This window comes from Psychrobacter sp. P11F6 (genome assembly GCF_001435295.1).
In the GTDB taxonomy this organism is placed as follows: Bacteria; Pseudomonadota; Gammaproteobacteria; order Pseudomonadales; family Moraxellaceae; genus Psychrobacter.
Genome location: NZ_CM003594.1, coordinates 653,141 through 669,273, shown reverse-complemented (window position 1 = coordinate 669,273; position 16,133 = coordinate 653,141). Strand labels below are relative to the sequence as shown.

The window sequence follows — 16,133 nt, the reverse complement described above, 5'->3', positions numbered from 1 at the left end:
TAAGTTAGCGAAGATTCTCTACAGAAGACATCATGATAAATACATTTATATATCTAATGAACGCCTACTTCTATCAAAGTTGGTGGGCGGAGTATTCTGATCTAAAAGTGAATGACGCAGATGTTCTCATTCATTTTGCGAGTAAGGAAAATCTAGATATCTTAAATAGCTTAGTTCAAGACCTCGAGTATATATTGGCCAATGATTTAGCAAAAAAAGTTTTTGAAAACAATACTTTTGATTTCGATCCATTATTCAATGGTTATGCTAGTGAGCAAGCATGGATTGAGTCAGCTTATAAGACGCTAATGGCTGAAATTAGATAATTGACTTTCATCAGCATAATTATTTTGTAAGTAGCTATGAGTAAGCTTCCAAGTTATAAGCCGAGAGTAACGATATTAGAATGTTGTACATAACGTTGTACATATAATTAATAATTTATTTAAAACTATTTAATATCAAATACTTACCATAAATGATTGACTCCCGCCGAGCGCACCAATCATCGTATTTATAATATTTGTTTTATCCTTCCTTAGCATTACCCTAAATCTTGAATATCTATCAAATCCGCGCTCAAAATGTTTGCGGATTTCGCCGTGCATGCTCGTCTATTGATAGACACTTTTCTTATATGATGGGTATTTTGCTTATAACACTCGCCTATTCTGCTTGCTGCAAATTAGCTGCTAGCTGGGCACGGTTAGGCACACGATGATAATTAATCACGGGCACGTTACCCAACAGGCGCTGACCTGAAGCAATTTTCTTATCCATCGTAATCATTGCAATTTTTTTATCTTGTTTACTGAGCAATAAATGATTGGTCTTGCGTGTGACTCGATAATCAGGAAAATACTGTTTGATCAGCACGGAGGTTTTTTGCAGGTCGTCATTAATAGGTTTTTTCACGCTTTTAGACGATTTATTATGAATTGTCTCACCCACTTTTACGCCGCGTGACTTTGCCAACAACCATAAAGCGGCAATAACGGCAAACAATATGACAAGCCACCAAATTCCATCTATCATTAGAAGAGATATCCATTATTAGCAAGGGTTGGCTCATGTTAGCAGAATTATCACCAGCGTTAATAGCAGAAGTAGAACTTGCTGCTAAATTATTGACATCCAAACAGCATATTTGCATCTTAACGGGTGCAGGGATTTCAGCCGAAAGTGGCATTCCAACTTTTCGAGATAAGCAAACAGGCTTGTGGGAAAACTATGGTGTCGAAGACTTGGCGACACCTGAGGCTTTCACTCGTGATCCAAAACTGGTGTGGTCATGGTATCAATGGCGCAGGCAATTGGTCGCAGATAAAAAACCGAATCCTGCACATGTTGCCTTAGCGCAGTGGCAATACCATACTCAGTCGTCCAACCAATCATTAACGCTTATCACTCAAAATGTTGATGATTTACATGAGCAAGCTGGCAGTACGGTAACTCATTTGCATGGCAATCTGTGGCATAACCGCTGTAGTCAATGCGAGACAGTCTGCCAAAGTCAATCGAGGGGTTCGTATCATAGCGAGGATACAATCAATTTTGATGACACACTGATGACCTGTCGCCATTGCGATGGCTATATCAGACCAGATATCGTTTGGTTTGGCGAAGCATTACCAGTACAAGCATGGCAAACGGCAGAAGATGCGGCGGCGAACTGCGAGGTATTTATCAGCATTGGCACCTCCAGTCTCGTCTATCCTGCCGCTGGACTCGCACAGTTAGCGACGCAAAATGGTGCCAAAATTATTGAGATAAATCCCAATCCCACGCCGAATACTATTGTGGATATCCCCTTAGCAGAAAAAGCTGGTGTGATTATGCCGTTATTAATCCAGAAAATCACTGCGCTGTAGTCGCTTAAACTTAAGTCGCTTGAACCTAAAAAGCATACCGTGTAAAAAAGAAAAGGCTTAACGATTGATATCAACCGTTAAGCCTTGAATACTAAAACCTAGTCATAGTTGATTTACTTTAGTGCCAGATCAACTTTCGCCAAATATGCTGCTTTTAATTCATCACTAATAAATGAGGCATTAAAGGAGTTCTTTACCAAAGTAACAACATCATCTTCTGTTAGCGGTAAATTTTCGCATATATTTATAAAGTTCTGATTCATATAACCTTTGAAATAGGCTGGGTCGTCTGAGTTTATGGTGATATTTAGACCATAATCTAGCAGCTCTTTGATATTGTGTTCTTTGTAATGATCAAAGACTTTCAGCTCAATATTTGAGTTCGGGCAAACGGTCAGCGGCATTTGCTCATCTTTCAGTCTTTGCATCAACTCTGGGCTTTTTATCGATTGCACACCATGATCGATTCTATTGATATTTAATAAGTCCAGTGCTTCATAAATGTACGAAAAATCTGCCTCTTCACCAGCATGGGCGACCAGCTTAAAACCTGCTTCTTTAGCTTTTTTGAAGACATCTTTGAATTTCGATGGTGGATTGCCCAGCTCTGACGAATCAAGACCGACACCGATGATGTCATCTTTGAATACCAGTGCTTGCTCTAAGGTCTCAAACGCTTCTTCTTGCGATAAATGCCTTAGGAAACACATGATAATACAAGAGGTGATACCATATTTTTCTTTGGCATCTGCAAGCGCTTCTTTGATGCCTGTTATCACCACTTCAAAAGGTATGCCTCGTTCAGTATGCGTCTGCGGGTCAAAAAATATCTCTGTGTGAATGACGTTATCTTCAACACACTTAAGTATATATTCCCACGTTAAATCATAAAAATCATCTTTAGTGATCAGGACATTTGCGCCTGCATAGTAGATATCTAAAAAGGTTTGCAAGTTGGTGAAGTTGTAGGCGTTGCGCACATCTTCTATGTTTTTATAGGGAATCTCTATCTGGTTCTTTTTGGCCAATCTAAACATCAGCTCAGGTTCTAGTGAGCCTTCAATATGTAAATGCAGCTCAGCTTTTGGTAATTTCTTTATTAAATCAATCATAGGATTCCAGTGACGGCTTTTTGTAGTAGAGTACTTTTGAGAAGTGCTTTTGAGAAGTGCCTTTATAAAGGCAAAGCCTGTATAGACGCTTGAGCAATATATCAGTCACCCTCGATTTCTAGAGGCGCTATTATATTGTAATTGATGCCGAAACCCTATAAAAGAACACGATGCTAGCAAAATAACAAGCCATCAGATTCCCTCATCAACGCTACTTCAGAAACACCACAGTATCAGACAACTCGTTACCCGCTGGATCCTGCTCCAAATGATAATACTGACGCAGCACTTGCCCAACTTCATCTAACAATTCAGCTAGGCTTTCTTCGGTTTTTTGATTGGCAATACCCGACACAGCCTTATCACACATTGCCCGCCAAACGGTGGGGCTGACATGAGCACTGATACCACGATCAGCTACAATCTCTAACTGATGCTCGCAAATATTGACATACACCAAGACGCCCGTATTCTCTTCAGTATCCCAAACTCGATACTCACTAAACAGCTCAATCGCACGTTCGCGACAGCCAATATAGTACGCCTCTTGAATCGGCAGATGGTTTTCTACAATCAAAAACACCTCACCGCGATGCCCTCGCTCTGCACGGGTCACCTCGTCTGTCAAACGTGCTTTGGCCGCTGCTGTTAACCATTTACTATGCAATATAGGAATAAATAAGACTTGACGCCACCAGCGGGCAAAACTGGGATTTGACGCGTTGTTTTCTGACATTTTACTATTTCCTCAAATACGTCATTGCTGACGGTCGTTTAGTATCCGTTCTTACTTAAGCATCTACCAAGCGTCTACCACGAGCCACCAGCACCGCCGCCGCCAAAACCGCCGCCTCCACCACCGAAGCCACCGCCGCCAAAACCACCACCGCCAGAGCCGCCGCCACCGCCCATACCAGGTAGGAATATCATACCGCCGCCTCTACGACCGCCTCCAGATCCACCTTTACCACCACCGCCGCCACCTCGTGAAATCAAAAATAGCCATAAGAAGATAGCCATGATAACGGTCATAAAAAACCCACCGCCTAAGGCTAACGATCCCGCAAAAAACCCACCAGCAGTAATAATAGAACCAAATACACGACCAAAAATACTGGTAATAAAGCTTCCAAATATCATTGCCATGATGAATAAAAATATGGGCGATGGTAGCTCGTCTGAACCTTGTTGTGCACTACGCTCGGCTGCTTGCGCATCGGCACGAGCCAATACCTCAGGATCAGCAGTCAGCCGCGTTTTGAGCGCGTCAACGCCAGCTATTATCCCAGCGCCATAGTTATTTTGCTTAAATAACGGCGTGATATCTTCACGAATAATACGATTGACGGCAGCATCTGGTAAGACACCTTCTAGTCCATAACCCGTCAAAATGTACATATCACGGTCATTGACGGCGACTACCATGAGTAAGCCATCATCGATGTCTTTATTGCCCAGCTGCCACTTCTCAGCTACTTGTAGAGCATAGTCAAAGATAGGGACGCCATGGGTCGTAGGCACGATAACCACCGCTGCTTGGGCAAGACCTTGCTGATAAATATTTCTAAGCTGCGCCTCTAGACGCTGTTTTTCTTGCGGATTTAGAATATTAGCCTGATCAACGACAGGGTTATTTAATATGAGTTTATCGGCATCGACACTGGGTGCATTTGACTGTATAGGAGAAGGATTCGTGGCTGTTGACCCAACTGTTGCCTCATTATTAGCCACATTAGGGTTGATCGCCTCATTACCTAAAATGGCATCATTAATGGCTTCGTTACCCAATACAGCGTCATTGATCGCTTCATTAGACTCGCCCGCTTTGGCAATCGCTACCAAATCCTCAACACTACGACTTTGCATGTCTGAGGTACTATCAATGGCTTCATTAGGCGCAGCATACAACACAGACGCACTACTGATGCTGAGTGTGAATAGTAATACTGATAGGATTGCTTTTGAATTGTTCATCTAATCTATACCACCTCAAGTGACATCTGTACTGAGTGAATCTACGTGAGACCATTCACAAAAATTAGCATAGCAAAAAAACCAAATTTGACATAACTAATCGTACTTTTTGGATTTGATATTCATTTAATAGGCATTCATATCCATCAATACCTTTAAAAATGTGGCTAAGCAAACTAGTGGCTAACTAAGCTAAACGATAAAAATGTAAACAAACAGAGCGGCAAATCCCGCTCTGTTTTCATCTCTATTTAATCATCACTACTCAGCTGTCGCTGACTTATCATCACCGAAGTCAACACTTGGTGCGGTTGAAATAGCGTCTTCATTCGCCACGCTAAAGTTTGGCTTGGCATTCATACCAAATACTTTTGCTGTAATGTTGGTTGGGAATTGGCGCACCGTCGTATTATAGCTTTGCACTTCTTGAATATAACGGTTACGAGCGACGGCAATACGGTTTTCAGTGCCTTCGAGCTGGGCTTGTAAGTCTTGGAACAAAGCATCTGACTTTAACTCAGGATAACGTTCAGAGACAGCCATCAAACGTGATAATGCACCTGTCATCTGTTCCTGTGCCGCTGCATAACGCTCCATCGCTTCTGGATCATTCAGTACTTCTGGCGTCACCGTAATGCTACCAGCACGAGAGCGTGCCTCAGCTACTTGAGTAAACACTTCTTGTTCTTGCTCAGCATACTGCTGCACGACTTTGACTAAGTTTGGTACCAAATCAGCGCGGCGTTGATATTGGTTCACCACTTCTGACCACGACGCGGTAACTTGCTCATCTTGAGCTTGCAGGTTGTTGTAGCCACAACCGCTTAGACCGACGGTAGACGTCGCTAACACGGCCGCGAGCAATATGGGTTTTACAATTGATTGACGCGTCATCATTGTTTCTCCTAATAATGGTAAATAATAAATAACCAGTAACACTTTTTTAATAATTTTTTAAAGCTTGTATTTTGAAGCTGATAAATGAGGTCATGCAAATGTATATCTATTTATATTGAAGCCTTATATTTTTTATAATAAAGGCACATCACTTATATTAAAGCCACACTAAACATAAAAAAAGCAGTTAATGAGTACGATAGCAATCGTATGCCGCCCTATGATCTCGTCTTATCAACGAAACGAAACTATAGGATAAGATATCTTACACAATGATGGCGCTATCTCAGTATTTTTACAATTAGCCGTTACTAAAACACAACCGCAAAACCACACTGCTAGCCCATGACTATTGCTTGTTTTTATTATCTATCATTGACAACATCTACCTCACAAATATCATCGAACCACTGGCATTATCTTTAGTGCATACCTTATCCAGTATAGAGGAGTGACAGATAAGCGATGAATGACTGCTCTGTTTTTGTGTAGTCGATGTGGCTTTATCTATTGTTTCGATATCTAACAACGGTCAAAACATGCGATATTTTATCGTTATTTATAGTCATATCTGCCTGACTCAATATGAATATATATGCTTCTGTACAAAGAAAATTCTAGTAATTACTACAAAAATATGGCAAATTGCAGTTACGTAGCCGTACGGTTTGAATACATTTGGTAGTGGACTTATGGCTTGATTAGTATTAGCGAGTTGTTGATTTCTATGTAAAATATTACTCAATTATTAGAGATTCGCTTAATCGTTTCAATCAGCCACACCAACCCTGTAGTCAATCGATACCGCTCACAAAAAGTTGAATGCTATCGGCATGATAAGTATTTAATATTATAACCGCCTGTTTTATCCATTGGTCTACTGAACATTCATCTCAGATATTAAGTGATAAGATAAATGTCGCAGTAATTGAGACAGCTTACGCCTTGCAACTATGCTGATACACATATCATCGGTAATAAGCATAAGCAAACCGTCAATATTACTGATAAACCAAGCGGATAACTACAGACAACTACAGTCCATTCTTAGTGGCTAAGCGCGTATGAGACTTAACGGATATACATGAGTCAATGTAGATAATTTAACTGCTTAACTTAAATAAGTAAGTTAACCAGTTAGCTTACTCCTAGCATACAGAGCCACTTTGAGACAGTACTAGGAATATACATATGGAAGGTTTAGTTAACTTAGTAAACGGAATTATCTGGAGCCCCGCACTGATCTATCTGTGCTTGGGCGCGGGCCTATTTTATTCCATTATGACGCGCTTCGTACAAGTGCGTCTGTTCGGTGAAATGATCAAATTACTCTTTACTGGTAAATCTAGTGATCAAGGTATTTCATCATTTCAGGCACTTGCCGTATCACTCGCAGGACGCGTGGGTATGGGTAACATCGCTGGGGTAGCTGCGGCTATCGGCTTCGGTGGCCCAGGTGCCGTATTTTGGATGTGGGTCGTGGCCTTCTTAGGCGCATCTACTGCTTATGTTGAGTCTACGCTCGCACAGATTTACAAAGAAAAAGATGTCATCACTGGCGAATATCGCGGTGGCCCAGCTTACTATTTTGAGCGCGCACTTGGCCAAAAATGGTATGGCATTCTCTTTGCAATCTCATCTATCCTCGCTTGTGGTATATTTTTACCAGGTGTACAGGCAAACGGCGTTATCAATGCTTTCGCACAGGTAATGGGCGAAGGGTCTGTTATGAGCATTGGCGCCTTAGAAGTTGGCTCAATGCGTCTAGTAGCCTTAGCCATTATCCTTGTGGTATTAGGTATTATCATTTTTGGTGGTATCAAGCGTATCGCAACGTTTACCGAGTATGCCGTTCCTTTTATGGCATTGGGCTATATCGTTCTTGCACTGATCATCATGTTTACTAACTTTGATATGATTCCACAAGTATTCGGTCTAATCGTTAGCGATGCATTTACTGCTCAAGCAGGTTTTGGTGCAGCGATTGGTTGGGGCGTAAAACGTGGTATTTACTCAAATGAAGCAGGTCAAGGTACAGGTCCTCATGCTGCTGCTGCTGCTGAAGTTGAGCATCCATCACAGCAGGGTTTGGTTCAGGCATTCTCAGTATATGTCGATACCCTATTAGTATGTTCTGCTACTGCCTTCATGATCCTAACCATGGGTACCTATAACATTCAAGGTACATTACCAGACGGTCAGTTCATCGTACAGAATGTCGCTGCTACCACTGAAATCAACGCCCCTGCATTCACGCAAATGGCGATGGAATCTGTTTATGGTGGTTTTGGTAACACCTTTATCGCTATTGCTGTCTTCTTCTTTGCCTTTACCACTATCTTGGCTTACTACTACATCGCCGAAGTGAACGTTGCTTATCTAACGCGCTTTGTCGGTCGCAGTGCCAACAAGACTGGTCTATTCTTAGTCAAAATCTTAATCATGGTGATGGTTGCTTACGGCGGCCTAAACTCAGCTGGCTACATCTGGGCTATTGGTGATATTGGTGTTGGGCTTATGGCTTGGTTGAACATCGTTGGTATTTTGGTCATCTTCATTGTGGCTCGTCCAACACTTACCATGCTAAAAGACTATGAAGCACAGCGTAAAGCAGGTGTTGAGCGCTACAGTTTTGATCCTGCAAAATTCGGCATCAAAAACGCCCCTTATTGGGAAGAGCGTCATCTAAAAGAGCAACAAAGAATGGCAGCAGATCCACTACGTAAAGAGCATAAGTAATATTCTATAACGTAGCTACTATTCTTTAACATAATTGTTATTCAAACCTCCAAAACAAAAGCCCGAAACAATCGTTTCGGGCTTTTTTGTTTCAAACCTTTGCATTCATAAGCCTTCAATAGATATCTTACATAAGTCATCATTACTCTTTAGACTTGCATTAGTGTGAACCAATGAGAGGCTATTTATCTTACTCTCCACTACATTGAACCGTTTTCATGCGACTGACTTATATCAATGCTATGGTAAACATTAGGTATCCCCCAAACGCAAAAAAGCCCAGCTCAATAGCTAGGCTCCTTCGACGTCATTATTTAAATAATTCATTAATCATCAATAAAGAGGCTATAGAAACAACTTACTCAGGCATCAATACTGCATCGATAGTGTGAACCACACCGTTCGTTGCCATGATATCTGTACCAGTAATATTAGCCGTGTTACCAGTCGCATCAGTGATGACATTAGCATCGCTAATATTGATAGTAGCACCATTTACAGTAGCAACATCAGTACCATAAGGAATGTCAGCTGCCATAACGACCATAGGCACTACGTGATACGGAAGTACTTTTTTCAGTAGATCTGTATCGGCTAATAGCTCTTCTTTAGTAACGCCTAGCTTCTCTAAAACAGGAGCAAATGCATCATCAGTTGGTGCAAATACCGTATAAGTCCCAGCATCCATCATCATTGTATCTAAGCCAGCAGCTTGTAATGCAGCCGTTAGAATCGTTAGATTTTCGTTGCTAGCTGCTATTTCAGCAATGCTTTGCGTCGCAGCAGTATCGGCCATTGGATCAGATTCAGTCATTGGCTCAACTTCGGCAACGGGCTCTACAACCACTTCTTCAGTAGTCACTTCAGGCTCAACAGGATCAGTAGCTGCTTCTTTATCATTACAAGCGGCTAATGACATGGCAGCTGTAACGACAGCAATAGAAAGTAAGTTTTTCTTCAACATAAGTATTTCCTTATAAAGGGATGGTCTGTTAAGTGACTCGTTTAACAAATAACTTAACCCAGTTAATGTATATAACAGCGAACCACTTATCTGTTGCAAATGATAGCAACTAAACAATAGTAATAATGTCACCTCTGCTATACCAATAACTATAATTTTAACTGATTAATTTCGGATTAATGCTTACTTAGGTAGCAACACTGTATCGATCACGTGTACAACTCCATTGTTCGCTTGTATATTCGCTGTCACGATATTAGAGGTACGATTTCTCTCGTCGGTAATTTGTTTTTTAGCGTCAAATGTGATGCTGCTGCCTTCTAGCATCTCTTGACTGCCTGCCATAATTTCAGAGGCAAAGACGCGATCGTCTTCAATCACGTGATAGGTGAGCACTTTCGTCAACAACGGCTTATCTTGTAATAGCTGTTCTTTACTTATCTCAAGTTCAGCTAATAATTTAGCAAAAGCGGCATTGTTTGGTGCAAAGACGGTAAGGTCAGCATCTTCATCAGCCAGGGCATCAGCCAATCCTGCTGCTACCACTGCTTCTTTGAGGATACTGAGATCCTCTGTGGCAACGGCTAGATCCACTATAGACTTGTCAGTAGGTAACAGTACGTCGTCAATGAGGTGAATGACGCCATTAGTGGCTAATACATCTGTTTTGATAATTTTAGAGGTATCCCCACTTGCATCCATAATGACATTGGCATCACTAATAGAGAACGCTTGACCATTGACTGTTTCGATACTGTCGCCATAAGGAATGTCAGCAGCTTTGACTGTCATATTGGGGATAACATGATAAGTTAAGACCATGGTTAATAGCTCTTTGTCAGCCAATAACTCTTCTGATGTCACATCGAGCTCTTCCAATAATTCAGCAAATGCAGCATCAGTAGGTGCAAATACAGTAAATTCGTCCTCTGATGACATCAAAACTTTATCAAGTCCAGATGCCTTTAACGCAGCATTAAGAATGGTTAGATCTTTATTTTCAGCAGCAATTTCTGCAATATTTTGTGTTGGCGCTTCTACAACAACTGAAAAATCATTGTCGTCGTCATTACAAGCGGCTAGCGGCAAAACGGTCATGGCAAGCGCCAGAGATAATAGGGTTCTTTTTAGCATGAGTATATCCTTATGTATGAGTTCAGATGAACCATCTACTTTGTCAGTAGCATCCGTCGAATGATTGAAATTGTTAAATGATCAAAGCTTTCAACAAGAAACAAAGATGACTGTCGTTTATTGTCGTAGTGTTAAACAATAATGATGACACGCTTAAAAAATATCTCAAACATTCTAAATGCCAGCAGTGTCATCTAAAGGAGATTCATCTAAGACAGTTGGCAATTAAAATAGCGTGTATTTAACAATCATGTCATCAAAGACGGTAGCTGGTACTCATACCAACTGCATCATACAAAGTAATAGGGATATAATTCTTTAGCTGTAATTTTGAGATCAATCTTATTTGGGCAGTAATACTCTATCGATAACATGTACTACGCCGTTATTAGCAGCAATATCGGTTTTTATGATATTGGTAGCACGACCATTTTCGTCCATCAATTTGCCCTGATTGGTGACCATCAGAGTATCTTTACTAAACATAGTAATATTGCCCGGTTTAACGTCTTTCGCATATACTGGCGCAGCACCGTTAATCACGTGATAGCCTAAAATCTTAGTCAATAGTGGCTTGTTGGCAAATAGTTGTGCTTTGCTCATGCCTGTTTCTTGCAGAACTTGTACAAATGCGGCATTGGTCGGCGCAAATATTGTATAGTTTGCATTCGGGTTAGACAAAGCACCCGCCAAATCTGCCGCTACGACGGCTTCGACCAGTAGCGAGAAGTCAGGATTACTTTGGGCAACTTGTACCACATTCATTTTTGCCATAGATTGACTGTGCATAGGTGCTTTCATCGCTGCGCTTTTGCTTGGCATCATATTATTACAAGCGCTCAAACCAGCGATTGAGAGTGCTAATGTACCGATGGTAGCAATTTTAGTAAGCTTCATAACATTATCCTTAATGATTAAGTATTTATTGACTTTTCTATAACTGTCTTGCAGATTAGATCGTCTTCCCTTATAGCAAATACTAGCGCTAATAATAGTGATAAATGTTAGATGTCACTAATACAACTATTAACATTTACTAGTAAGTATTGCTTACGAAACACCAATACTTCTGAAATTAAATTAACATATAACCAAGCTTTATCAATTCCTCTTTACGCAACTTTTTGTAGTACAGGTGTAAACTCTGTCTGACTTTTAAGCACAATCGTTGTGCTTTCATTTATAGAAACAAAGCTTTATGTAATCTTTAAGCGAAATGATATTCATTTGTTCCTAATCGCTTAATGGCATAAACTTTGAACATCATGCTCACTCAATCAACAGGCAGATTTTTTGTCCAACATATTGCCAAAGAGGAATAAGTACTGTCCCACGTGAGATATGATTTTCATGCTAGAATAATGCGGATTTGCCCACGCCTTTTATGAATGTTGCACGCTATTTATTATTCTTATTCTTATTACTTCCCCTTTTATAACATTGACGATATAAGCAGCGCTCCTATGACTCAAACGATGACTTCTCAATCTGATCCTACTTCTAGTCCATCATCCGCTGATGACTTTATTTTAACGCCACCTGCCGCGTTTCCTTATAAAGAGCAGCAACTGACGGCACGTGCACGTATCACCGAGCAAATGGCATCACGCATCTTGATGTTAGATGGGGCGATGGGTACACAGATTCAGACCTATAAATTAGAAGAAGCCGACTATCGTGGTGAGCGTTTTGCCGATATCAATCAAGACGTACGCGGTAACAATGATTTATTGGTACTGACACAGCCGCACATGATTAAAGACATTCATCACGATCATCTGCTAGCTGGTGCCGATATCATCGAGACTAATACCTTTAACGGTACGCGTCTGTCGATGGCTGACTACGATATGCAGTATCTAGTGCCAGAGCTGAATAAGACAGCAGCCAAGATTGCCCGTGAAGCGGCGGATGAATTTACGGCAAAAACGCCTGAGAAACCGCGTTTTGTCGCTGGTGTCGTAGGGCCAACCTCACGCACGTGCTCGCTATCACCGGACGTCAATGACCCAGCTTTTCGTAACATTACCTTTGACGAATTGGTACTAAATTACCGTGAAGCGACCTTATGTCTGATAGAAGGCGGTGTCGACCTGATATTGATTGAGACCATCTTTGATACGCTAAATGCCAAAGCCGCAATCTTTGCCATTACGGGTGTGTTTGATGACATTGGTTTTGAGTTACCGATTATGATTTCGGGCACCATTACCGATGCCTCAGGTCGAACGCTATCAGGTCAAACCGCCGAAGCCTTTTATAACTCAATTCGCCATGCCAAGCCATTATCGGTTGGCTTTAACTGCGCATTAGGCGCTGATGCACTGCGTCCGCATATCCAAACACTGTCGAACATTGCTAATACCTATGTGTCAGCGCATCCGAACGCAGGTCTGCCCAACGAGTTTGGTGAATATGATGAAACAGCCGAACAAACCGCCGCCCTGCTCGAAGGCTTTGCCAAAGCGGGTATTTTAAACATCGTGGGTGGCTGTTGTGGTACGACGCCTGAGCATATCCGTCAAATCGCTAAAATGGTGGCAAATTATCCACCGCGCGTCATTCCAGATATCCCACCTGCCTGCCGTTTATCGGGGCTTGAGCCATTTACTATTAATTCTGATAGCTTGTTTGTCAACGTGGGTGAACGTACCAACGTGACAGGCTCTAAAAAGTTTTTACGCTTGATTAAAACCGAAGCCTATACCGAAGCACTCGATGTGGCGCGAGATCAGGTCGAAGGCGGCGCACAAATCGTCGATATCAACATGGACGAAGGCATGCTCGACTCCAAGCAAGCGATGATTCATTTCGTCAACCTCGTGTCTGGCGAGCCAGATATCAGCCGCGTACCGCTGATGATTGACTCGTCTAAATGGGACATCATCGAAGAAGGTCTTAAGCGTATCCAAGGCAAGTCCGTCGTCAACTCTATCTCATTAAAAGAAGGTCATGCTGAGTTCGTTGAGCGTGCCAAGCTTTGTATGCGCTACGGTGCCGCCGTGATCGTCATGGCATTTGATGAAGACGGTCAAGCCGATACTTACGAGCGTAAGATTCAGATTTGTCAACGCAGCTATGATGTGTTGGTCAACGAAGTGGGTTTCCCATCAGAAGACATTATTTTTGACCCGAACATTTTTGCCGTTGCCACTGGTATCACTGAGCATAACAACTACGGTGCGGACTTTATCAACGCCACCAAATGGATTACCGATAACTTGCCCAATGCGATGGTATCGGGTGGTGTCTCTAACGTCTCGTTTAGTTTCCGTGGTAACCCTATCCGTGAAGCCATCAACTCCGTATTCCTCTATCATGCGATTCAGAATGGTCTGACGATGGGTATCGTCAATCCTGCCATGCTTGAACTGTACGATGATATTCCAAAGGAAGCTCGTGACGCCATCGAAGATGTGATGCTCAACCGCAACCAAGGTGAGAGCGGTCAAGACGCCACCGAACGTCTGATGACTGTGGCTGAGAACTACCAAAACGGTGGTAAGAAAAAAGACAGCACCGTTGATATGAGCTGGCGCGAAGGCACAGTAGAAGAGCGCATCGCTCATGCACTGGTCAAAGGCATCACGACCTTTATCGAGGCCGATACTAAAGAAGCATGGGAGAAATACCCCAAGCCGCTAGAAGTCATCGAAGGGCCACTCATGGACGGGATGAATATCGTCGGTGACTTATTTGGTGCCGGTAAAATGTTCTTACCTCAGGTCGTGAAATCTGCGCGAGTGATGAAACAATCCGTTGCGTGGCTAAATCCGTATATCGAAGCAGAAAAAGTCGAGGGTGAAAAGAAAGGCAAAATCCTCATGGCAACGGTCAAAGGCGACGTCCACGATATCGGTAAAAACATCGTCGGCGTGGTGCTGGGCTGTAACGGCTATGATATCGTTGATCTGGGTGTCATGGTGCCGTGTGAAAAAATCCTCGATACCGCTATCGCAGAAGAAGTCGATATCATTGGCTTGTCAGGTCTGATTACCCCAAGTCTCGATGAGATGGTCTATGTCGCCAAGCAAATGCAAGAGCGCGGCATGACGCTACCCTTGATGATTGGCGGTGCAACGACCTCCAAAGCGCATACCGCGGTCAAAGTCGAGCCACAATACCAAAATGATGCCGTCATCTATGTATCTGATGCCTCACGCTCAGTCGGTGTAGTCACCAAACTGCTCTCCAAAGAACACCGTCAAGCGCTTATCGATGAAACTCGCGAAGAGTATGTCAAAGTACGTGAACGCCTTGCCAAGCGTCAGCCAAAGGCGGCGAAGGTCACGTATGCCGAATCGGTCAAAATTGGCTTTCAGTATGATTGGGAAAACTATGTACCACCAGTCCCCAATAAGCTGGGGCAAGTGATATTTGATGACTATCCAATCGCTAACCTACTGTCTTATATCGACTGGACACCATTCTTTATCTCTTGGGGTCTGGTCGGTAAGTATCCGAAGATATTGCAAGATGATGTGGTGGGCGAAGCGGCACGCGATTTGTTCGATAATGCCAATGAGCTGATGCAAAAGATGATTGATGAAAAATTAATCGTCGCTAAAGGGGTGTTTAAACTCATGCCAGCTCGCCGTACGGGTACCGATACTGTCACTGTCTATGACCATGCTACTAAAGGCGGCGCAGCAGAATATCAATTCGAACACTTACGTCAGCAAAGCGATAAAGCCAGTGGCAAGCCGAACTTTAGCTTGGCGGATTTCATCTCGCCATCAGAGACGCATACCGATCACTTGGGCGGTTTTACTGTCTCTATCGTCGGTACAGAAGCACTCGCTGAGCAATATAAAGCAGCAGGCGATGACTATAATGCCATCATGGTACAGGCGCTGTCTGATCGCTTAGCAGAAGCATTTGCCGAGCATTTACATGAGCTCATCCGTAAAGAATATTGGGGTTATCAGCCAACTGAATCACTCACCAATGATGAGATGATCAAAGAAAAATACGTCGGCATCCGCCCTGCACCTGGCTACCCTGCTTGCCCTGAGCATACGGAAAAAGGTAAATTGTTTGATTGGCTCGGTACGGTAGATGCGATCGGTACAACGCTAACTGAAAGCTATGCGATGTGGCCTGCGTCATCGGTCAGCGGATTTTATTACTCGCATCCTGATAGTGAGTATTTCAATGTCGGTAAGATAAGCCGTGATCAGTTAGAGAGTTATGCTAAACGTAAAGGCTGGGATATGAAAACGGCTGAGAAGTGGTTGAATCCGAATTTGTAGGGTTAGTTTTGGCTAAGATTCTATAAAAGTTACTTGAAGCGGTATTGGTTTTTATAGCCAATCCCGCTTTTGCTTCTATCTGCCAGTCTAGGTTAGGCGATGGTTAATTTTTGAGCCGTTCCTGTTTCCTCGATACCGTCTCAAAACGATCCATCGCAACTCGCCAAGCCCGTCAGGATATCCGCGACAA

At 42.6% G+C, this 16,133-nt stretch carries 12 protein-coding genes; 4 read left to right on the top strand and 8 right to left on the bottom strand.

All coding sequences use genetic code 11. From position 1 onward, the window contains the following. Positions 1-32: 32 nt before the first annotated feature. The gene (locus AK822_RS02755; RefSeq protein WP_060490488.1) at positions 33-326 is read left to right on the top strand and encodes a contact-dependent growth inhibition system immunity protein; all 294 of its coding nucleotides are present in this window, start codon (positions 33-35) and stop codon (positions 324-326) included. A gap of 340 nt (positions 327-666) precedes the next feature. Here the strand turns inward: AK822_RS02755 and AK822_RS02750 are convergent, their stop codons facing one another. Further along, the gene (locus tag AK822_RS02750) at positions 667-1,035 is read right to left on the bottom strand and encodes a hypothetical protein (protein ID WP_045454568.1); all 369 of its coding nucleotides are present in this window, start codon (positions 1,033-1,035) and stop codon (positions 667-669) included. Positions 1,036-1,070: 35 nt separating this feature from the next. Here AK822_RS02750 and AK822_RS02745 point away from each other — a divergent pair, with 35 nt between their 5' ends. After that, positions 1,071-1,871: an NAD-dependent deacylase gene (locus AK822_RS02745; protein ID WP_060490487.1), complete on the top strand. Its 801-nt coding sequence runs from the start codon at positions 1,071-1,073 to the stop codon at positions 1,869-1,871. Positions 1,872-1,984: 113 nt separating this feature from the next. Here AK822_RS02745 and AK822_RS02740 read toward each other — a convergent pair whose 3' ends face one another. The 4 genes from AK822_RS02740 to AK822_RS02725 all read right to left on the bottom strand — a co-directional run bounded on the left by AK822_RS02740 (position 1,985) and on the right by AK822_RS02725 (position 5,851). Continuing rightward, positions 1,985-2,983 carry an adenosine deaminase gene (locus tag AK822_RS02740; protein ID WP_060490486.1) on the bottom strand — a complete coding sequence of 333 codons (999 nt, stop codon included), beginning with the start codon at positions 2,981-2,983 and terminating at the stop codon, positions 1,985-1,987. Positions 2,984-3,194: 211 nt separating this feature from the next. Next, positions 3,195-3,719, bottom strand: coding sequence for a TPM domain-containing protein (locus AK822_RS02735; protein WP_045456157.1), 525 nt, complete (start codon positions 3,717-3,719; stop codon positions 3,195-3,197). A 74-nt stretch (positions 3,720-3,793) separates the two neighbouring features. Continuing rightward, positions 3,794-4,957, bottom strand: coding sequence for a TPM domain-containing protein (locus AK822_RS02730; protein ID WP_060490485.1), 1,164 nt, complete (start codon positions 4,955-4,957; stop codon positions 3,794-3,796). 261 nt (positions 4,958-5,218) lie between these two features. Further along, entirely contained in the window at positions 5,219-5,851 is a 633-nt protein-coding gene (locus AK822_RS02725) for a LemA family protein (protein WP_045456163.1), read from the bottom strand. A 1,194-nt stretch (positions 5,852-7,045) separates the two neighbouring features. Here AK822_RS02725 and AK822_RS02720 point away from each other — a divergent pair. After that, a complete protein-coding gene (locus AK822_RS02720) occupies positions 7,046-8,593 on the top strand; it encodes an alanine/glycine:cation symporter family protein (protein WP_055125213.1) in 1,548 nt (515 codons plus the stop codon). A 358-nt stretch (positions 8,594-8,951) separates the two neighbouring features. Here AK822_RS02720 and AK822_RS02715 read toward each other — a convergent pair whose 3' ends face one another. From AK822_RS02715 to AK822_RS02705, 3 genes are all read right to left on the bottom strand, one after another. Beyond that, complete coding sequence (locus AK822_RS02715; protein WP_060490484.1) at positions 8,952-9,557, bottom strand: fasciclin domain-containing protein; 606 nt, start codon at positions 9,555-9,557, stop codon at positions 8,952-8,954. Between the two features lie 183 nt (positions 9,558-9,740). Continuing rightward, a complete protein-coding gene (locus AK822_RS14805) occupies positions 9,741-10,691 on the bottom strand; it encodes a fasciclin domain-containing protein (RefSeq protein WP_157292346.1) in 951 nt (316 codons plus the stop codon). A 342-nt stretch (positions 10,692-11,033) separates the two neighbouring features. Next, positions 11,034-11,588: a fasciclin domain-containing protein gene (locus AK822_RS02705; protein WP_060490483.1), complete on the bottom strand. Its 555-nt coding sequence runs from the start codon at positions 11,586-11,588 to the stop codon at positions 11,034-11,036. A 566-nt stretch (positions 11,589-12,154) separates the two neighbouring features. On the opposite strand from AK822_RS02705, the gene metH reads away from it, so the two are divergent. Next, on the top strand, positions 12,155-15,943 hold the full coding sequence (gene metH / locus AK822_RS02700; RefSeq protein WP_060490482.1) for a methionine synthase: 3,789 nt from the start codon (positions 12,155-12,157) through the stop codon (positions 15,941-15,943). Positions 15,944-16,133: the final 190 nt, after the last annotated feature.